The sequence below is a fragment of the Flavobacterium sp. LS1P28 genome, assembly GCF_003970335.1.
Classification (GTDB): Bacteria; Bacteroidota; Bacteroidia; order Flavobacteriales; family Flavobacteriaceae; genus Flavobacterium.
In genome coordinates this window covers 211,729-232,654 of sequence record NZ_RYDI01000002.1, presented here as the reverse complement: position 1 = coordinate 232,654, position 20,926 = coordinate 211,729, and the positions used below count along the sequence as shown (strand labels likewise).

21 protein-coding genes and 1 pseudogene are annotated in these 20,926 nt (G+C 36.1%); 8 read left to right on the top strand and 14 right to left on the bottom strand.

Annotation, left to right across the window (positions count from 1 at the left end; translation table 11 throughout):
* Positions 1 to 190: 190 nt before the first annotated feature.
* Positions 191 to 724 (bottom strand): annotated as a pseudogene (locus EKL97_RS02965) (transposase); the annotation flags it as partial.
* A gap of 272 nt (positions 725 to 996) precedes the next feature.
* Between EKL97_RS02965 and EKL97_RS02960 the strand changes: the two are divergent.
* From EKL97_RS02960 to EKL97_RS02940, 5 genes are all read left to right on the top strand, one after another.
* Positions 997 to 1,227 carry a hypothetical protein gene (locus EKL97_RS02960; protein ID WP_126568050.1) on the top strand — a complete coding sequence of 77 codons (231 nt, stop codon included), beginning with the start codon at positions 997 to 999 and terminating at the stop codon, positions 1,225 to 1,227.
* Complete coding sequence (locus EKL97_RS02955; RefSeq protein WP_126455663.1) at positions 1,217 to 1,564, top strand: type II toxin-antitoxin system PemK/MazF family toxin; 348 nt, start codon at positions 1,217 to 1,219, stop codon at positions 1,562 to 1,564. Before EKL97_RS02960 ends, EKL97_RS02955 begins: the two co-directional genes overlap by 11 nt.
* A gap of 204 nt (positions 1,565 to 1,768) precedes the next feature.
* Positions 1,769 to 2,707: a hypothetical protein gene (locus EKL97_RS02950; RefSeq protein ID WP_126455665.1), complete on the top strand. Its 939-nt coding sequence runs from the start codon at positions 1,769 to 1,771 to the stop codon at positions 2,705 to 2,707.
* 68 nt (positions 2,708 to 2,775) lie between these two features.
* Complete coding sequence (locus EKL97_RS02945; RefSeq protein ID WP_126458604.1) at positions 2,776 to 3,315, top strand: GNAT family N-acetyltransferase; 540 nt, start codon at positions 2,776 to 2,778, stop codon at positions 3,313 to 3,315.
* Between the two features lie 701 nt (positions 3,316 to 4,016).
* Entirely contained in the window at positions 4,017 to 5,468 is a 1,452-nt protein-coding gene (locus EKL97_RS02940) for a flavin-containing monooxygenase (RefSeq protein WP_126568048.1), read from the top strand.
* Between the two features lie 476 nt (positions 5,469 to 5,944).
* On the opposite strand, the gene EKL97_RS02935 is transcribed toward EKL97_RS02940, so the two are convergent.
* From EKL97_RS02935 to EKL97_RS02870, 13 genes are all read right to left on the bottom strand, one after another.
* A complete protein-coding gene (locus tag EKL97_RS02935) occupies positions 5,945 to 6,763 on the bottom strand; it encodes an MOSC domain-containing protein (RefSeq protein ID WP_126568046.1) in 819 nt (272 codons plus the stop codon).
* A gap of 45 nt (positions 6,764 to 6,808) precedes the next feature.
* A complete protein-coding gene (locus tag EKL97_RS02930) occupies positions 6,809 to 9,166 on the bottom strand; it encodes a multicopper oxidase domain-containing protein (protein WP_126568045.1) in 2,358 nt (785 codons plus the stop codon).
* Between the two features lie 2 nt (positions 9,167 to 9,168).
* The gene (locus EKL97_RS02925; protein ID WP_126568043.1) at positions 9,169 to 11,703 is read right to left on the bottom strand and encodes a heavy metal translocating P-type ATPase; all 2,535 of its coding nucleotides are present in this window, start codon (positions 11,701 to 11,703) and stop codon (positions 9,169 to 9,171) included.
* Positions 11,704 to 11,761: 58 nt separating this feature from the next.
* Complete coding sequence (locus EKL97_RS02920) at positions 11,762 to 11,983, bottom strand: hypothetical protein (RefSeq protein WP_126568041.1); 222 nt, start codon at positions 11,981 to 11,983, stop codon at positions 11,762 to 11,764.
* 258 nt (positions 11,984 to 12,241) lie between these two features.
* Positions 12,242 to 12,970: a DUF3347 domain-containing protein gene (locus EKL97_RS02910; RefSeq protein ID WP_126568040.1), complete on the bottom strand. Its 729-nt coding sequence runs from the start codon at positions 12,968 to 12,970 to the stop codon at positions 12,242 to 12,244.
* A gap of 77 nt (positions 12,971 to 13,047) precedes the next feature.
* Complete coding sequence (locus EKL97_RS02905; RefSeq protein ID WP_233579257.1) at positions 13,048 to 13,890, bottom strand: hypothetical protein; 843 nt, start codon at positions 13,888 to 13,890, stop codon at positions 13,048 to 13,050.
* On the bottom strand, positions 13,859 to 14,386 hold the full coding sequence (locus EKL97_RS02900) for a heavy-metal-associated domain-containing protein (RefSeq protein ID WP_126563392.1): 528 nt from the start codon (positions 14,384 to 14,386) through the stop codon (positions 13,859 to 13,861). Before EKL97_RS02900 ends, EKL97_RS02905 begins: the two co-directional genes overlap by 32 nt.
* Positions 14,387 to 14,392: 6 nt before the next feature.
* Positions 14,393 to 14,863 carry a TlpA family protein disulfide reductase gene (locus EKL97_RS02895; RefSeq protein ID WP_126458574.1) on the bottom strand — a complete coding sequence of 157 codons (471 nt, stop codon included), beginning with the start codon at positions 14,861 to 14,863 and terminating at the stop codon, positions 14,393 to 14,395.
* Between the two features lie 19 nt (positions 14,864 to 14,882).
* Positions 14,883 to 15,758, bottom strand: coding sequence for a DUF3347 domain-containing protein (locus tag EKL97_RS02890; RefSeq protein WP_126568038.1), 876 nt, complete (start codon positions 15,756 to 15,758; stop codon positions 14,883 to 14,885).
* Between the two features lie 152 nt (positions 15,759 to 15,910).
* Entirely contained in the window at positions 15,911 to 16,282 is a 372-nt protein-coding gene (locus EKL97_RS02885; RefSeq protein ID WP_126554815.1) for a hypothetical protein, read from the bottom strand.
* A gap of 86 nt (positions 16,283 to 16,368) precedes the next feature.
* A complete protein-coding gene (locus tag EKL97_RS02880) occupies positions 16,369 to 16,713 on the bottom strand; it encodes a phage holin family protein (protein ID WP_126458568.1) in 345 nt (114 codons plus the stop codon).
* Positions 16,714 to 16,767: 54 nt separating this feature from the next.
* On the bottom strand, positions 16,768 to 17,526 hold the full coding sequence (locus EKL97_RS02875; protein ID WP_126568036.1) for an alpha/beta fold hydrolase: 759 nt from the start codon (positions 17,524 to 17,526) through the stop codon (positions 16,768 to 16,770).
* 106 nt (positions 17,527 to 17,632) lie between these two features.
* Entirely contained in the window at positions 17,633 to 18,346 is a 714-nt protein-coding gene (locus tag EKL97_RS02870; RefSeq protein ID WP_126458562.1) for a pyridoxine 5'-phosphate synthase, read from the bottom strand.
* Positions 18,347 to 18,459: 113 nt separating this feature from the next.
* On the opposite strand from EKL97_RS02870, the gene EKL97_RS02865 reads away from it, so the two are divergent.
* From EKL97_RS02865 to EKL97_RS02855, 3 genes are all read left to right on the top strand, one after another.
* The gene (locus EKL97_RS02865; protein ID WP_126568034.1) at positions 18,460 to 19,119 is read left to right on the top strand and encodes a CBS domain-containing protein; all 660 of its coding nucleotides are present in this window, start codon (positions 18,460 to 18,462) and stop codon (positions 19,117 to 19,119) included.
* 78 nt (positions 19,120 to 19,197) lie between these two features.
* Positions 19,198 to 20,082 carry an NAD kinase gene (locus tag EKL97_RS02860; RefSeq protein ID WP_126554809.1) on the top strand — a complete coding sequence of 295 codons (885 nt, stop codon included), beginning with the start codon at positions 19,198 to 19,200 and terminating at the stop codon, positions 20,080 to 20,082.
* A 167-nt stretch (positions 20,083 to 20,249) separates the two neighbouring features.
* Positions 20,250 to 20,924: a DUF6089 family protein gene (locus EKL97_RS02855; protein WP_126554807.1), complete on the top strand. Its 675-nt coding sequence runs from the start codon at positions 20,250 to 20,252 to the stop codon at positions 20,922 to 20,924.
* Positions 20,925 to 20,926: the final 2 nt, after the last annotated feature.

Genomic DNA, 20,926 nt, shown 5'->3' with positions numbered 1-20,926 from the left:
AAAATAAATTCAATGAGGTAAACCCGGGTTGAACGGAACCGATTCCACGTCCGTCAACCTATGCACTTATCGTAAAGATTTTAGAGAGAATTACAAGAGGCAAGCGAGCCTCTTTTTTTTTGGAGTGTTTTCTGCTTGGTTTTTTTCGTGTGTTCCTTCACTTGTGAACATAAGTTCCCTTACCCGTAATTTAGTTTTTACAAGGAATGGTGTTTTGGCTACCGCCAAGATACCAAGCCGGTGGACCACGCTGGTCAAAGACTGCTATTCGGTGTAAATTCCCTGTTTTACAACACGGACACTTAGGCATAAAGGGCTTCTTTTCTACTTTTTCTAAAACTTTTACCTTAAGTTTTTCCTGTAAAAGTTTCAGCTTTTGTCGCTTCCAAGTGCTGCTCAAAAAACCGTAATGCCGGATCTTAACACCCGAGCCCAAAGGGCGAACTGACGAAGTAAAACGTTTGGGCAAAATATGCAACGCAAAACGCCTGATAAATTCATGATGCGTGAGTGTCATTTGTTTTTTCACACCCGCTACTCGGTAATCCTTATAAGTAAAAGTCACGTTTTCATTGTCAATGTTCTTGATTCGATGGTTGCTAATGGCAATTTTATGGGTGTATCTGCCCAAATATTCCACCACAGACTTTGGACTTCCAAAAGGCTTCTTAGCAAATACAACCCAAGGCTTGCGCCACAATTCTTTCCGGATTTGTTCGTATTCTGTGCAAATGGATTTATATTTTGGGATACTAAGAGCAATATTTAACCCTTTTTACGGACTGTTTTATTTTAATAATCATAAAGCGAGTTTTGCCAGAACGAGTTTTAATTGTAGTTTAAATAACATATATTTACTCACTGTTTAACCAAATACAGTTCGTTTAGAGGGTTTTAGACGAACTGACGTTGTGCGACATGCGAAAAAAAAAAAAATCGTACTAAACAACTTCATATCTAAAAAAGATATACCTTTGTGATATCAAATTAAAACATATGAAAACAGTATCACTTAAAATAGATGATTCAATTTTCGGAGAAACCGAAAAAATTCTTTCAAGAATCAGTATTCCTAGAAATAGATATATCAACGAAGCAATTGAATATTATAATAAAGTACAGAAAAGACAAATTTTAGAAAAAAGACTTAAAGCCGAATCCGAATTAGTCAAAAAAAATTCAATGAACATTTTAAAAGAATTTGAAAAAATTGACTATGCAGATTAATCAATACGAAATTTGGATTGCTGACTTGAATCCACAAATAGGAACTGAGGCAGGTAAATCTAGGCCTGTTCTAATTGTTCAAACAAATTTGCTGAATAAAGTATCGCATCCCTCAACAATCGTTTGTCCAATAACTACAAACGTTGAAGATGATTCTGATATTTTAAGAGTTCATATTAAAAAGGGAATGGCAAATTTACATGAAGATTGCGACATAATGATTGATCAAATTCGAGCAATCGACAACAAAAGATTATTTAAAAAAGTTGGAAAATTGCCAACCGATTTAATTGAAAAAATAAAAGAAAATATTGCGATTATCATGGACCTAGAATAAGCACGATCGCACAACAGCCATTTGGCAAGATTGCGAATTTTGTGGTAAATTCACTTATAAGTTTCGCAAGAAATTTTATCTTTAATGGAAAATAAACGGTTACGAAGCTCGCAACTGACGAGAAGCGGCGGAACTTTATATGATAGCTTAATCTCCTAAAAGAGAAGCTATAGTAGAAGCGAGAAAAACTTTGAAAAATATTCTATGAATAAAACAACTAATACACTGTTACTACTATTTTTAGCAGTCTTTATTTTATCCTGCCAGAATAACAAAAAAGTTCATACAGAGGTAAAACAAGTAAATCAAGATAGTTTAAAACTTCGTGAAATCATTGCTCAGAAGAAAAAATTTTTCCTTCAATATTGGGGAGGAATGACTACTAGTGAATTTCGTGAAGTAAATAAATTTTTGGTGTCTGAAGGGAAGTTGTCACATATCAACGAACAAGACAAGTACTATTATCAGGTGGAAAATTGCGGAACAGAGTTCTATCCTTATTTTGCGGACGGGAGATTATACGAAATCACATTATCGGCATCAGAATGTCTATACAAATTATTCCAAGAAAAATACAAATTACCTGCTCTAAAGAAAATAACTTACCAAGAAAAATCTGTTTGGGAGGACAATCCTAAATATAGCCCCGCAATGTCATATCTTGATGAAAATAACAAGTTAATACGATTACCAAATGCTTTTATAGATAGTTCTAATCTAGCAGGTTTAAAGGACGAAGAAAATAAAGGTATTAGTAGTGAAATGTACGTTCTACAGCAGGATTCAATTTCAGTTAAAACCTCTACCGCCGACATAATAATTTCACAACATCTTGAACAAAGTCAAATACACAAACCAAGTATAGAGTATTCTTTAGATAAGAGTCCTGAAATGGCTAAATATAGAAAAAGTGATGAGGGTGATAAGATGCTAGGTGGTTTATTTGCTACAAAACAATCAAGTTTTATTAACACAAATTCTAGATTTAGGAAAGTAATAAGAAACACTGAGAACATTATCTACATAAGGTATATTTCAACGGAATACAAACATAAAAGAAAGTTGGATAATGACAAAAACGACGAACAACAAAAACTCTTAAAACAAAAAAAAGCTGAAAATGAAGCTATCAAGGAAATATAATATTACAGAGGAGTTAAGAAAAACTGAAGATTTCACCCAAAATTTTAAAATTAGAATAAAAACCTGAAATGAATAACTTAAATTTTAATACGGAAAGATTGAATTTGCGAACAATCGCAGAAAGTGACATTGATAACATTCACAAATTACATAGTTTGGCTGAAACTGATGAATTTAATACATTAGGAATTCCAAATAATATTAACGAAACCAAAATTATTGTCGAAAATTGGATTTTTAACAATAATTTGGAGAATAACAAGCATTTCTCTTTTGCGGTCGAATTAAATGGAGAAAAAGAATTTATCGGATTAATTGGAATAAATTTAGGAAAAGAAAAGTATAGAAATGCTGAAGTTTGGTTTAAATTTGATTCCAATTATTGGAATAAAGGTTATGCTACAGAAAGTTTAAAAAAGATAATAGCTTTTGGTTTTGAAACATTAAAACTTCACAGAATTGAGGCAGGTTGCGCGATCGGAAATATTGGCTCAATAAGTGTTTTAGAAAAAGTTGGAATGTCAAGGGAAGCGCATACAAGAAAATTGTTACCTCTAAAATCAGGTTGGTCTGATAATTATGGATATGCCATTTTATGTACTGATTAAAAATAAAAATCCCCGCTAGCGCAAGCGCAATGTCATTAAGTTAAGATTTTATACCAGCTCCGAAAAGTGTTCATTCAAAGCATAACTTTGTCGTAAAAGCTGCGTAAAAGTCTCTGACTTTGCGCCCATAATAATGAGCAAATAATAAATTGATGTAAAGAGTTACCGGCATATAATTTAAAATTAATTCAGAACTACCCGAACCAGATGGCTCGGAAATACACTCAGTTTTCTCTTTAACAAATAGCGCGGTTTTGCAAACCGTGCCCATTCCAATTGGTAATTATAACACTTAGTCGGTAGGTAGCCGAAGAAGTAAAGCTAACAAACCCATAAAAAAAACTGACATTAAAACGTAAAAAAGCTATTCCGTTTTAAGGATATAGCTTTTCTGACTTGTTTTATCTGCATTCGTTGGTGGGCACGGTTTACAAAACCGCGCTAACCTTAGTGACGACATATCTGATAGACCTGGAAATTTTAAAAGCCAAATTATTAGTTGGACAAAAGAATGACATCAACGCTACATCGTGTTTATTCAAAAATAAATCTGTCGTTTAATCCTAATAAAAAACCCTTCTTTTTCACTTCAAAAGGTTTTCATAGCAATTACAAACACCGTTATTTAAGAAAAAGTAATGGTGTTTTTTTATTGCTACAATTTTGTATTTTGCAACACCATTTAATTCTAAAATAAAAACATGAATACTAATCATACAGATATTATTATAATAGGGGCAGGATTATCTGGTATAGGCGCCGCGTGTCATTTGTCACGTAAAAATCCAGACAAAAACTATATTATTTTAGAGGCAAGAACGGAACTTGGAGGTACCTGGAGTTTGTTTCAATACCCTGGAATCCGTTCCGATTCGGATATGTATACTTTTGGGTATTCCTTCAAAACATGGGAGGATCAAAAGTCTTTCGCCGACGGACCTTCTATATTAAAATACCTCAATGAAGCCGCAGACGAATATAAAGTGCGAGAGCATATCATCTACAATCAACGCGCTCTTTCTTATAACTTCGATACAGAAAAAAAATCATGGACGGTCACTACCGTAAATACTGTCACGGAAGAAGAAACAGTTTATAGGTGCCAGTTTATCTTTAGCTGTAGCGGCTATTATAATTATAACAAAGGGTACACTCCTGAATTTAAGGACCAATCCCGTTTTGAAGGTAAAATTGTCCATCCTCAAAAATGGCCTGAAAAATTAGATGTTGCCAATAAAAAAGTGGTTATAATTGGCAGCGGAGCCACTGCTGTGACCATCCTTCCGGAGCTTGCCGCCGAAGGTGCACAAGTTGTTATGCTGCAACGATCGCCAACCTATATTGCTGCTTTACCCAATAAAGACAAAATTGCTGCTCGCCTTAAAAGGCTATTCTCAAAAAAAGTAGCTTATAGACTGATTCGTTATAAAAATATTTTCTACGCTATTGTCTTTTTTAATCTGTGCAAGTTCTTTCCAGAGGCAATGAAAAAATTCATTATAAAAGGGGCTGAAAAGGCTTTGGGTAACTTTCCCGTGGACCCTCATTTTATACCTAACTACAATCCATGGGAACAACGTTTTTGCATTGCGCCAAACGGAGATTTTTTTAGAGCCATCAGAAAAGGGAACGCAGCGGTAGTTACGGATCATATCGATTGTTTTACAGCAAATGGAATTTTACTAAAATCGGGGGAGACACTGGCCGCCGACATTATAATCACCGCAACTGGACTTGATTTAGTGGCGTTTGGAGGCGTAAAAATTCAACTGGATTCGCAACCTTTTGATGTTTCTAAATCTTTTGTCTATAAAGGCCTCATGTTAAGCGACCTGCCCAACTTCTTTATTTTTGTTGGCTATACCAATGCTTCGTGGACGTTGAAAAGTGACCTTACCAGCGAATATATATCTCGGGTTTTAAATTATTTGGACAAACACCATTATAAAGCGGTGCAGTCAAAAGTAGTCGAGACAAATTTAAAACCGGTTCCACTACTTAACCTGAATAGCGGCTACATTAACAGAGCAGCGAATACGCTTCCTAGTCAGGGAAACAAAGCACCTTGGCGTATTTACCAAAATTATGTGCTGGATTATAAAATGCTTCGCTTGGATGCCGTTAAAGACAAACGACTTACGTTTTTCAAATAAAGGAGGTTCAAGAGTACAGTAAAGAATTAGGTACTAATAATCCGGAAGTAAACGGTCTTCGAGCTCCAAAATCCTAATAAAACCTGAGAACGTTCAACAACATATCAATAATGCAAATTAAATAGATTGTCAAAGTATTTAAAGCACGTTTAGAGCAATCTAAACGCCCAATTCTTTGGCTAAAAGAAAAAATATGCTATTATTACTGCATTGATGATTGGAAGGTCAAACGGAATGAACGTGGGAGACCATACGATTAACGGAAACCAAAATCATACGGAACAAAAACATAAAAAAGATTGATTTGATTGCTTGTACATACGTTGACACACAAGACATGAACAAGAATAGTATTAGCGGGTTGATCTGCAGCGTCTCCCGACTATTAATACTATTTCAGTAAGCAATAAATTTGAGTAAGAAATCTGGAAACTTAGTCAACGGATTACCTCATATTCACGAAAAGAAAAGGCCATTTAAATAGAAATCAAAATGGTAATAGCATCACCAACAGCAACAAGACCAGTTCCAGAACCGATCAAGTTTTGTCCAAACAACACATTATTTCCCGATGTCCTGTATTTTGCCAAAGTCCGCAAAGGATCTTTTCCTGATGTCACTCCTTTTTCTTGGTCTACAGTTGTCATTACGCATCTCCCGCAAGGTTTCACTCCAAAAAAAGTCAGCTCACCTATTGTGAATTCTTTCCAAGAATCCTCTTCATAAGCATCACCACCTGTAACAACAAAATTAGGTCGAAACCGATTCATCGGCAGTGCTTTTTTTAAACGGGAATTCAAATCATCCAATGACGATTGACCAATCAACAAAAAAGGATAGCCATCCGAAAAAGAATTAATATCAGCTTGCGTAACGGCATATTTAGCCTCTACTTTTCGGTGACTTTCCTCAGGCATGTATACCAAACGAGCCGAAAATCCCAATATTCGAGAAAACCAATCTGAAACAACTGAATCTACTTCATACGCCTGAATGGAGTCCTCCCAGACCATCACATCAATTTTAGTTTCGGCTTCCGAAAAAGATTGCTGCAGCGGAAGTTGTATTGTTTCTAATTGCATGCGATGTGTAATCTTCAGGAAATTCCCTATAATTTCAGGTAGAAAAAGAGCTAATTCCGGATGTTCCCTTTGCGACAGAAACATTCCGTTTTCATCAATCAACAACCAACGGCGGTCGTGTTCCAATCCACGATCGGTCACTTGAGCTTTTTGCAATTTAATTCCACCTAATGATTTTACAGGATAAATCCAGATTTCTGAAAGTTGTACCATAGCACTCTATTTTTTCCAAAATTACAAAAACAAAGTATTCCGTTTTTAATAATTCAAACTCAATCCAAAACCCATTCCCATATCGCTGTCATAATGCGTGGTAATTCCAAAATTTCTCTTGACTATATACCGCAATCCCGCCATGTATTCTTTGTCCGTATTCCACATTAAATTCATGCGCAATCTTTTAGAAACCGGAATATCCATGCGTTCAAATTGCAACCTGAAATTCCCGTCGGTATACACTTCGGCTTGCGCTTTAATCAGCATTGGCATGGTATATTCGACTCCGGCACTAAAAACGGCGCGATTGTCTTTGGTATTGGTTTGCCCAAAAAGATTCTCTTCCATTGCTCCCATTTCCATTTTTCGATACCGCCAGTCAAAACCAATAAATGGCATTAGCCACTGCATTTTCCCTAAATATCGTCCAATATGCGTTTCCGTTTCATACCCGTGATGATCGGTATAACCCAAACGCCATTCGGTACCAATACTCCAACGCGTGTTTTGAATCATCAGCATTCCATCGTTCCCATTGGTGGCAAAATCATTTTCAGCCATCACATGGAAGGCTCTGTCATCGGCAAATAATTTGCGTTGCGCTAATTTTGGATTTGGAATCAAAGGATTGGGCTCTTGATTTTCATAACTAAAAACGCGACCCATTCCCGCCATCATGTGATAGAGAATGTGACAATGAAAAAACCAATCGCCTTTGACATTCGCATTAAACTCAATCGTATCGGTTTCCATCGGCATAATATCGATGATGTTTTTCATGGGAGCGAACTCTTTCTGACCATTCAGGACTCTAAAATCATGCCCGTGTAAATGCATCGGGTGGCGCATCATGGAACCATTGAAGAGTACAATTCGAACATTCTCTCCTTTTTTAATTAAAATTTTATCGGCTTCAGAAACCACTTTATTGTCCAGACTCCACACGTAGCGATTCATATTTCCTGATAATTCAAACCGCAGTTCTTTTGTCTCCCCAGCCCCCGAAGGGGGAGTTGGAAGCGTTGTTATAGTGGGTGATTTCAGCATGGCATAATTTAAGGTAGTAATATCAGATAATGCATTACTATTATAATCTTCCTCCGTCATTTTCATACCATCCATCTTCGGAGCGGTTGCCTCCATTTTCATTTTTCCCATATCATGAGACGAATGATCCATCTCCACTTCTTGTTGTGTTCCTTCTTTAGAATCTATAGGCCCCGTAATTTCAGGATACATTACTACATTCATATCCATTTGGTTCAGCGACATTTTCATTCCCATATCATCTAAATCGCCATTCATTTTCATCATGCCGTTCATCATTTTCATTCCTTCAAAATATTTTAATTTTGGCAAAGGCGACATCAATTGCTTGATTCCATCTCCTAAATACAACGAAGCTGATTTAGTTCTATCTTCCGAAGTAACTAAAAATTCATACGCCGTTTTATCTGCTGGAATCGTTACAACAACATCATACGTTTCAGAAACAGCTACGATTAATCGGTCGACTTCAACTGGTTCCACATCGTTTCCATCACTGGCCACCACGGTAATTTTTCCACCGGCATACGTCAGCCAAAAATAAGTAGAAGCGCCACCATTGGCAATCCGCAACCTCACTTTATCTCCCGCTTTGAACTTCCTCAACCCAGACCCCTCTTCAAAGGAAAGGGGAGAAGAAACGCCATCTATTTTACTTTCATTTTTGCCGTTGATCAAAAACTTATTGTAATACACATCGCTTACATCCATCGCATTCATTCGTTTCCATTCGTTGGTAATTTTTGTCTTAAAATGTCCTGCTTTTATGGCTTCGGCATAGCTCTGGGTAGTTCCTTTTTGAATTGCAAACCAATCGGTTGCATTGTGCAGCATCCGATGGACATTTTTTGGATTTAAATCCGTCCATTCACTCAAAATGATTGGAACGGTTGGTAAATCATCAATTCCTGCTCTAAAAGTTGGATCCTCATTTCGTTTGTTCATAACAAAGGAACCGTACATCCCAATTTGTTCCTGCAACCCCGTATGACTGTGGTACCAATGTGTTCCGTGTTGAATAATTGGAAACGTATATTTATGGGTGGTATGCGGTTTTATTGGCATTTGAGTCAAATAAGGCACGCCGTCTTCTTTATTGGGTAAAAACAATCCGTGCCAATGCAGTGAAGTATCTTCATTTAATTCATTGTGTACATAAATTTCGGCAATATCGCCTTCGGTAAACGTGAGTGTCGGCATGGGAATCTGTCCGTTTACGGCAATCGCTCTTTTGGGTGTATCGCCAAAAGTGACAATCGTATCCCGAACATATAAATCATACCGAACTACTTTTTGCGCTTCAGCATTCCAAGCAAAAAGCAAGAGTATAATTATTATGGAGTATTTTTTCATAATTAAAATTTTAAATTACGCAATCGCAACGCATTTGCAATTACTGAAACAGAGCTGAAACTCATGGCCAAAGCCGCAATCATTGGCGAAAGCAACACGCCAAAAAACGGATACAAAACACCCGCTGCAATTGGAATTCCAAGCACATTGTAGAAAAAGGCAAAGAATAAATTTTGCTTAATATTTCGCATCACCGCATGACTTAAGTTTTTGGCTTTGACTATTCCTTGCAAATCGCCTTTCACTAACGTTATTTTGGCACTTTCGATAGCCACATCTGTTCCTGTTCCCATAGCAATTCCTATGTCGGCTTGTGCCAAAGCCGGCGCATCGTTGATTCCATCACCTGCCATGGCTACAATTTTCCCTTCGGCTTGCAATCGTTTAATTTCTTTGAGCTTGTCTTCAGGCAAACAACCCGCTTTATACGAACTCAAATGCAACTCCTGAGCCACTGCTTTTGCCGTATTTTCATTATCACCGGTAAGCATGATTACCTCAACTCCCTGACGCATCAGTTCTTTTATAGCTGTGACGCTTGTGGCTTTGATGGCATCTGTAATCGAGACAAATCCCACCGCAATTCCGTCAATTGAAATATAAGAAACCGTTTTTCCGAGTTTCTGTTCGGCGATAATTTTATTTTCTAATTCTTCAGAAATCGTGGCATTTACCTGCTCCATCAATTTTTTATTTCCGAGTGCCACTTTTTTATCGACTACGGTTCCAATAACTCCTTTGCCGGAAATCGCTTCAAAATCCTTGACTTCGATTAATGAAACTGCTTTCGCTTTCGCAAAATTGACTACGGCTTGCGCCAAAGGATGTTCGCTATACTGATTTAAAGAAGCAATACTTTGCAACAAAGAATCTTCTTCATTATTTAAAGAGAATACTTTTTCAACAGAAGGCTTTCCTTCCGTAATGGTTCCTGTTTTATCGGTAATCAGCACATTTACTTTATTCATATTCTCTAACGCTTCGGCATTTTTTATCAAAACTCCAGATTGCGCTCCTTTACCAACACCAACCATTACGGACATGGGCGTCGCCAATCCCAAGGCACACGGACAAGCAATAATTAATACTGCAATCGCATTGATAAATCCATACACCATTGCGGGTTCAGGACCAAATTGTGCCCAAACAAAAAAAGTGATTATGGAAACCCCAACTACAATTGGTACAAAATATTTAGCGATTCTGTCCGCTAGTTTCTGGATTGGTGCTTTAGACCTACTGGCAGTGTTGACCATTTGTATAATTTGCGAAAGCACCGTTTCCGAACCTACCTTTTCAGCAATCATCACAAAGGATTTATTGCCGTTAATGGTTCCGGAGCTAATACTATCGCCTGTTTTTTTATCTACAGGAATGGGTTCACCTGTTATCATCGATTCATCAACAGTACTTTCTCCATCGGTAATTTTTCCATCCACCGGAATTTTATCTCCCGGTTTTACCCGCAATAAATCTCCTTTTTTGATATCATGAATCGAAATCACTTTATCCCCTTCATTGCTAACCAAAACAGCTTCGGTTGGCGCTAACTTCAATAATTCTTTTATCGCTCCACTGGTTTTACTGTGCGCTCTAGCTTCGAGTAATTGCCCCAATAAAACCAAAGTTAATATCACCGTTGTAGCCTCAAAATAAAGATGAACCGCTCCGTTATCCGTTTTAAATTCATCCGGGAAAATAGCGGGAAAAAACAATCCAACCAAACTAAACAGAAAAGCGACTCCAGAACCAATTCCAATCAACGTAAACATATTGAGATTCCAAGTAACTATAGATTTCCATGCACGCTCAAAAAACATCCAACACGCATAAAAAACGACAGGAAGTGAAAATAATAATTGTACCCAATTCCACTTTTCTAAATCCATAATTTTCATTATTGGATTATTCGGAATCATATCTGACATGGCAATAATAAAAATGGGAACTGTAAAAACTACCGCTATTTTCATTTTGCGGACTAAGTCATTGTACACTTTGTTTTCTTCAGAAGCGGTGGGTTCCATTGGTACTAAATCCATTCCGCAAATGGGACAGGAACCGGGACCGTCTTTGATTACTTCGGGATGCATCGGACACGTGTACCTTGTTTTTGCAACACTCAATTCGGGAACTTTTTCCAGATTCATTCCGCACACAGGGCAACTTCCCGGTTTATCATAGACTTTTTCCCCCTCACAATGCATCGGACAATAGTATTTGCCTTGCGCAGTAGCGGGTAAAATTACGGTTGATTTCTCTTGTGGTTTATTCGAACTGCAACATGACTTCTCAATTGGTTTTTCAGTAATTCCATGAGAATCAACACTAGTATTCATTTCTATGGTGTAGTTTCCAGCGCCAGTTAAAACCTCTTGTAATTGAACTGTGGAAATGTGTTGATCCATTGTTATAGTCGCTATTGGCGGATTCAAAGTAACTGTCGCTTGAATTCCATCAATAACATTCAATGTTTTTTCTACTTTGGAACGGCAACCGTCGCAAGACATTCCAGTGACTGTATAAGTATGTTTCATAATGTTGAATTTAAAAAAAATCGGTTCTATAAAAGTATAGAACCGATTTAAAAAAACTTTAATGTTGATGATTCTCTTCTTTTGTATCACTTGCTTTTGGAGTCATCTGCATCCCACATTTTGGATATTTTACAGATTTATCACTCATTTCTTTCGGGTGCATTGAACAAGAATACATTGCTTTATGGGTTTCCTTTTGGGAAGATTTCACCACTTCTTGAGCTGATGCTATGGAATTCACTGCTAAGAATACGCTTGGTACGATAATTAATGTTTTCATTTTTTCTATTATTAAAATATTTAGCTAAACATTCATTGCTACTAAACAAAGGTACATAACCTTCTATTTTAACTTGTTGTAGAATTTTGGAAATGATTTGTAAGTTTTACAACCTATCAATTTGCAATCTGTTATTTTCTACTAATTCGACTTCTCCTAACTTCACCGAAACAGGAAAAATTCCAAGTTTTTCGAGCTCGGATTTCACAACCATTATACAGCGACCACAAACCATATTTTTGACATAGAATTTCATCGCTATTGAACGGTTCCTATTCTCCTGCCACAATTTAGCATCTCCGCACCAAAATAGGGATTAATCACGTCTTGGGTTTCACTGATCCAATACCCGTTTTTTCCTGCTCCATACATGGGACAGTAATCCTGATATACGGTTTGTTTGGTTCCAAAGGCTTTTATCAAATCAAAAACATCTTTGCTCAATAACGAAAAATACGTTCTTTGATGCTCCATTTTACCGGCATTATCCCCAATATGTTTGACATTTACTTTGGCATCCGCCACAAAAGCATTGTATTTATTTTTTAATTTGGTGTCTAATGAAGTTGCGCTGGAACTATTCAATATAGTATGCAAATCTTTTGCCGCGATGGCTGCTCCTTTTGAATCGTCTTTGGTTAATGCATTTTTAATTTTGAGATAATTAGATACAATAGCATCGGTTGGAAAAGTAATTTTATCAGCACTCTCCGTTTTGAGCACCGCACCGGATTTTGCCCTGTTTTCAACAGGAGTTAGCTCTTTTTCAGTAGGGATTGTTTGCACCACTTTCTCGGTTAATTCCATCCCGCATTCTGAACATTCTCCACCGGATGCACCAGTAACTTCCGGATGCATCGGACAGGCATATAATTCCGTAGCTTTTTCTGTTTTTTCAGAACTTGTAGCTGCTGCTTCTTTGTTTTTCTGGTCACAAGAAACCGTCATAAATACCGTTATTAAGGACAAAAGCATTATTTTTTTCATTGTGTTTTTTTTATAATTACAAATTTACTTTTATTTAAAATCAATTATTCATTGTTATAAATCTAAGCTTTATCTATTTATTTTATGATATTAAAAAAATTATATTCTAAATTTAAATAAATTCCATTGGGTGCTGTACGCATCATAGAACTCATAATTTCCCTCCGGTAAGCCAAATCCAAACGGGCTTGACTATTGAAAATAAATTGTATTGCCGGAACCACATCAAGATACGATTTTCCATTTTCATTGATCGTTTGCCCAACAAATTCAACCATCAGGTTAATATTTGTTTGTTTAAAACTGGTGTATTTTTTGGGATACATCAGTTTGCCAAAAGACAAGGTATAATTCGTGGCGTTATTGCCTAATTCACTTGGAAAAGGATAATTTGGTTTATTATCAAATGCCTTTTCAAAACTTACCGACGAACTAATTGCTACTTTTTTTATCAGTTTCGTGGCTACTAATCCGGTCTCAAAACCCGTATTGTGCCCCATTATTTCAATTTGATCCTGATGAATATCTGCGTTATTAAAACTATACCTTCCAAAAGCAGCCAAACGAAAATGACTGTTTAAATCATCTGTCGAGAAAAACCGGTATTTAGCATAAAAACCGCCTCCTTCTGTAACCAATTGACTGTTTCTATTACTGACAAATGCGGTAGCCCTAACCATCAAATTTTTATTCAAACCATAGGTTACTTCCGGCATCAAATGATAGTTGTACTCTTCACTAAATTGCTCCTCAAAAAGGGATTGTGACAGTCTTACACTCAATGAATTTGCAGGGATATTACTGGCTGGGTCCGTAACAACAAATAATTCCTGGGCTTGCATTTGAGCCGATATCAGGAATAGGACAGCAAAGCGTAAATAACTCATATTAAATTGTTTTAAGGTGAAAATTATTTTCATTTTCGACCAGATAACTAGGGTATTTCGACAATGTTTTAAATGTTTTTTTATACTCTTTTTGAGTAACAAAACCTTTATCAACCACTTTTAACTTTGTTTCCCCGTTCATTGTCTTTGCTTTCACATCAACAAATATAAAGGTGTGTTCACCCTTTTTCAATGCTAGGTTGTCTTCTATTTTCAAATTATCGAAAGCCATTGTCAACACCATGGAGCCCACAAAAAAACCAGCTTTTTCGACACTCGTTTTTAAAGTTTTTGGACTTATTGAATTATTTTCCTTCAAATAAACGGTAAACGTATTCGTATTTAGATCTGTACTGACGCTGTCTACTTCAGTCATGGCCTTTAGCTGTTTGTTAATTGCATTCGAACACATGGAACACGTTAAACCCGTTGCAATTATGTCTGCTTTTGAAATTTGAGAATAGGACTTCATGCTTGCCATCAAAACCAAACAAGCAATACCAATGAATTTTATATTTATATTTTTCATCTTATTTTATTTTTTTATTTGCATTAAAATTTGTTCTTCTGTTGGATTTACAGCAACCAGTTTCCCTGTTGCATCAAAAAGATAGGCACTAGGCAACTGCTCTACGCCAAAGACTATAGCCGATGGCGCATCAAACCCTTTGGGATCAATCAACTGCTCATATTCTAATTTGTCTTTTTGAATGGCACTTATCCATTTCGCTTGATCCGTATCCAGGGATATCCCTATAATTTCGAAATTTTCTGTTTTATACTGATTGTAAAAAGGCACCAGCTTTTTATTGGCCATTCTACACGGTGCGCACCAAGAAGCCCAAAAGTCAATTAAGACGGTTTTCCCTTTTACAGAAGCCAAACTTACAGTGGCCTCTTTATTATTTTTAAGTTCAAAATCAGGTAAATTATCTCCAATTTTCATCTGGGCATTAGCCGTTGAAAAACTGATTATTACACTTACTACCAGAATTATTTTTTTCATTTTATTTTCCTTTAAATAATTATTGAAGCGTCTCTACCGTTTTTCCACAAGTCATCATTTGCGAACCGTAATACGGATTCTTAACGGCATTTTCTTTGCTCAACCAGTTGGCTCCTTTACCGCCATTTGCCATAGGACAAAACTGAAGATAAACCGGAGTCTCGTATTTAGCCACTTTTATCAATTCATACATCGATTTTGATAAATCCATGAAATGATCTCTCTGATGAGAAATATCTTTTGTATCACCAATATGCTCTGAATGTTCTTTTAAGTCATTCAAAACTTTCATCCAAACAATATGTTCTTCCGATTTTAGTGTTTCCATCTTCACGGAATTGATTGCCGTTAATAAATCCTTCGCTTTCAAGGAAGTACTGTTTCCGTCTGTTTTCACTAAAGCATCTTTTAAAAGAAAATAGCTATCAAAAACAGCTTTTAATGTAGTATCTACTTGTTGTTTTGGAACTGCATTATCTGAGTGATTGGCGTGGCCTGCATGATTTTCTGTAGTGACGGTTTCCATTTTCGTTGCTGGAGAAACGGCTACTTTTGCTTCTCTTTCATATTGGCAACAGCCATGTAGTTTGTCATAAACAGCATCTGGAGCAAGAAACTTATCACTGTCATACCCTGCTAAAGCAATGCGTTTCAGGATTTCGTCTTGACTTGTTTTAGTCGAGTCATACGTGAGTGTTGCCATTTTGGTGTCTTTATTCCACTCGACTTTCGCTGCTTTTTTCAGGTTACCTGTAGTTTCTATGGTGCTTTTACACATCTCACAGTTGCCATATATTTTTACCGTTTCTGTTGTAGCATTTTTAATTTGCGCATGGCTGATTGTGATTGAAAGCAACAGAGTAGTTGCCATCAATATTTTTTTTATTGAATTCATTTTGATATTATTTTGAAGTGAATTAGTCACAAAACATTGAAAACAACAGCTTATTTTGCTCTGTTTTTTGAATTGTAATTGACTACGTTTATTGGTTTTTAAAGCATATACTGCTTTGAACAAGACAGTTTTTTGGCTGTCAAAAAAGAAATTTAGCTTATTTTAGGTGGAAGCCAAATAGAACGGAAATGGGATGAGATAAAGATTTCCGAGTAATAATAATTTTGTTTTTCAGTAGAAAAACTAAAAATTTGCTTGTTTAATTCCGTGTTAAATATGGATGTTAAACCCAAATGAATTGCTGTACTGCCACAAGAAATACTCTTGCAAGCACCGTTACAACCATCATGCAACCCTTTATTTGATTTTTTTTCTTTATTACAACAGTCTTTTTGCTCCGTTTTTGAAGAGAATTCTTTTTTGCAACACGATTTCTCTGCTTTTATTCCACACGCAATAGCTACGCTTGGAGTCATAAAGAACCCAAGCGTAACTAGTAACAATATGTAAAAATTTTTAGACATAGTATCGTTTAAATAAAGTACAAAGATATTGATTGATTCTTAATTTCAAATGCATTACGTCATAAATACGTGTTAAAAATAGCCTATTATTTTCCCTCGCCTAGAATTCCATTCATTATAGACTGCGATACGGATAATATAATACTAAAAAACAAGGCAGTCCAAAACGTATCTACGCGAAAACCGTCCACAATTTTTGTACACAACAAAATCATCAGTGCATTAATAACCAATAAAAACAAACCTAAAGTTAGTATCGTTACCGGCAAAGTTAGTATCACTAATATTGGCTTGATAAATATATTAAGTAATCCAAGAACAATTGCCACAATCAAAGCCGTGGCGAATCCATCTACACGCACACCCGGCATAAAGTTCGCAATAAGCAATACTAAACCAGAGGTAATAAGAATTTTGATGAGTAAATTCATAAGTTTATCTTTTTAAATTTTAATAAATGTAGTGAAAATTAGAAACCATCTCCTTTATTTTAAAAAAGAAGTGACTTTTTGATAGAACTCAGCTGGATTTTCGGCATGAAGCCAATGCCCTACATTAGGAATCGTTTCAATATTTGAATCCGGGAAATGCTGTTTTATAATTTCAAAATCGCTGTCTATAATATAATTTGATTTTCCGCCTCGAATGAACAAGGCTGGTTTCTCGAAAACGGAATTCTTAGGCAACGGAATTCCTATTTCATCCATTTTTGTATTGAAAACTGCCAAATTAAATCGAAAGGCAAGTTGCCCGGGCTCTTGCCAAAACAAATTCTTCATCAAGAATTGTCTGGTTCCAAAATCAGGAACAAACTTCTCCATGATTTCTTCGACATCACTTCGACTTGGTTTTTTTGAAAAATCAACCGCATTCAATCCCGCCAAAATATCCTGATGATGCTGCGGATAAAATTTTGGTCCTATGTCCGCAACAATTAACTTATTAACTAATTCAGGATGCAACGTTGCCAGAAACATGGCTATTTTCCCGCCCATGGAATGCCCAATGACATTAATTTTTTCTAATTTATGAAATTGGCAATAGGCGACTACATCCTGAACCATGATTTCGTAGGTAAAATTCTCTGAGTGCAGGCTTCGTCCGTGGTTGCGTAAATCGAGAATATGAACCTGAAAATCAGTTGCGAATTGCGTTCCGAGTGTTTTCCAGTTATCAGACATCCCCAGAAATCCGTGAAGAATTAAAAGTGGCTGTCCTGATCCTTCTATTTTTGAAAAAAGCATATAATTTTAGATTTTAACGTTATGATTTAAATTAAAAACCATTAAGAAAGTAAAGCTATTAAGCTTAAAACTTAATCCATCATAATTTCTTAATGGTTAAAAAAAACTATTTTAATTTTTGCAAATACATATTCACCACATTGTCTAATCCCAGATAAATAGCTTCGGAAATCAGCGCATGACCAATAGAAACTTCGAGTAATCCCGGGATATTTTGTTTAAAAAATTGAATATTATCCAAACTCAAATCATGACCTGCATTGATCCCTAATCCAAGCGCATTGGCTAGGATGGCAGCGTGTGTGTATGGCACAATTCCGTTTTGATTTCCTAAACTGTATTGGTGTGCGAATGCTTCGGTATACAATTCAATTCTTTCGGTTCCAATTTTTTTTGCTCCTTCAATCATTTCGAGAACAGGATCTACAAAAATGGACGTTCTAATTCCGTTCCGTTGAAACTCCTGAACAATTTCAGTCAAATAAGAAGCGTGCTTTATGGTATCCCAACCAGCATTAGATGTTATGGCATCTACAGCATCCGGAACTAGAGTTACCTGAGTCGGTTTTATTTCCAGAACAAGGTCGATAAAGGTTTTTTCTGGATTTCCTTCTATATTATATTCCGTATAAACAGTCGTTTTTAAATCCCGTGCATCCTGATAGCGAATGTGGCGCTCATCCGGACGGGGATGTATGGTAATTCCTTGCGCTCCGAACTTTTGAATGTCGGCAGCTACTTTTAATAAATCAGGAACATTTCCTCCACGAGCATTACGTAAAGTAGCTATTTTATTGATGTTTACACTTAATTTTGTCATTGGAACCCTTTTTGATTAAACCAGTACTATTTCTTGAAGCAAAAATACAAAGTAAAACTTAGGAGTTTTTGCTTATTTTTGATTATTTTGCATGAAATATTTTTGCCTTATTTATGATCGGAATTACAGACTATATAACCAATGATTTTAAAGCGATTAACAACCAAGATACTATTGCGGTTGTTCAAGAATTCTTCAATGACGTCCACTTTTCACATTTCCCAATAATCGAAGAAGAGGTGTATCTGGGCAGTATTGCCCGCGAAGATCTAGAAACTTTTGACAGCACTAAAAAAGTATCTGATTTTCGCTATTCACTGGAAGGGTTTTTCACAAGAACTAATACAATATGGCTTGATGTGCTGGAAGTTTTTGCAAAAAATCAGACTAATTTAGTTCCGGTTTTAGACGAAAACAACACCTACGTGGGTTATTATCAAATAGAAGACATCATGAAGTTTTTTCATGAAACTCCTTTTTTAAAGGAACCCGGCGGCGTTATCGTTGTCAAGAAAGCCGCTTTAGATTATTCTATGAGTCAAATTACCCAAATAGTCGAAAGCAACAATGGTAAACTTTTAGGTGTATTCGTCTCCGAATTAGATGTTGAGAGTGTTGAAGTTACCTTAAAAATAACGTTAGGTGCTATCAATGAAATAATACAGACTTTCAGAAGATATGATTATGAAATTATATCCGAGCATCAAGAAGACAATTACATCAATAATTTGAAGGAACGCTCTGATTATTTAGACAAGTACCTTAATATATAGTGCTCGTTTAACCGATTATTTGTTTAATCGATTAAATACTAAAACAAACATATCAACATTAAACGATTACACAAAAAGATGAAAGTAGCGATCTACGGCCAATATTATCAAAACAGTACCGAACCTATTATAAACGACATCTTTGTTTTTTTTAACAAAAATAATGTAGAGATGATTATTGAGTCTCATTTTTTGCTGATGCTCAACGAAAGGAAAATTGTAGAAAAAAAATACAAAACCTTCACATCCCACACTGAACTTGATTCTAGTTTTGATATGCTCATCAGCATTGGAGGAGACGGAACTATTTTAAGAGCGGCCACTTTAGTGCGGGATTCCGGAGTTCCTATTTTAGGAATAAATGCGGGAAGACTAGGTTTCCTTGCAACCGTCCAAAAAGAGAATATCGCAACATTCATGCAATTTGTCATTGACAAAAAATACACCATCTCAAAAAGAACATTACTGAGCGTAACCTGCACGCCACCAAATGAATCCATCCAAAAAATGGATTTTGCCATGAATGAAATTACGGTCAGTAGAAAAGACACTACATCGATGATTACGATAGACACGTACTTGAATAACGAATTTTTAAATTCATATTGGGCCGATGGGTTAATTATATCAACACCAACAGGATCTACGGGGTATTCTTTGAGTTGCGGCGGTCCAATCTTGACACCTGATGTAAAAAGCATCGTCATCACCCCAATTGCTCCCCACAACCTAACGGCCAGGCCTCTTGTTGTTCCGGATGAAACAGAAATTAGACTAAAAGTTTCCGGAAGAGAGGAAAATTATTTAGTGTCCTTAGACTCCAGAGTTACCTCGGTAAAGAACGAATCCATACTGACCTTAAAAAAAACCCCCTTTCAAATCAATATGGTAGAAATACCCGAAGAAACTTTTTTGAAAACCCTTCGAAGCAAATTACTTTGGGGACAAGATAAGCGGAACTAAATCATTTTAATAAATAATATACGATTCTATGTTTTTTTTTCGTTTGAATAAATAAAATACTCACTTTGCGCAATTTACTTGTCAATTAATCAAAAAAACACACATTTAACTGAATGGGTATTGAATCGTATTGATTATTATTATATTTGCACGCAATTTTTGATTGAATGAACAAGATTTTCTATTTATTGTTTTGCTTACTCCCATTTACGAACACCCAGGCTCAGATCCACGAAATTGGTGTTTTTGCAGGTGGAAGTAACTTTGTAGGCGATGTTGGTCCTACGACTTACCTTGCGCCAAACGAACCTGCTTTTGGGGTTTTATACAAATGGAATAAAAGTCCAAGACATGCTTACCGATTTTCATACATGCAGTCAAACATAAATTCAGATGATTCAGATTCAAAAGAAGCAGCAAGAAACCAAAGAGGATATCGTTTTGAAAACAATCTAAAAGAAGTCTCTTTAGGACTTGAATTCAACTTTTTTGACTTTAATCTTCACGACTCTCGAACTAAAATTACACCTTATGTGTTTTCAGGAATCAGTTATTTCCTGAGCAGGTACAAATTGACAGACACGCAAGCAGGTACAACAGCAGAAGGCAGATCAGAAAGAAGAAAATCAATAGCGATCCCGATGATTTTAGGAATCAAGTCAACGCTATCTCCCAGTTTAATATTGGGATTAGAAACCGGAGCACGGTATACGCTGACCGATGATATAGAAGGAAGTTATAATGGGAATTTTGGAAATATAAATAATAATGATTGGTATGTCTTCACAGGCGTTACGCTAACGTATACCTTTGGAAACAAACCCTGTTATTGTGCAGAATAAAA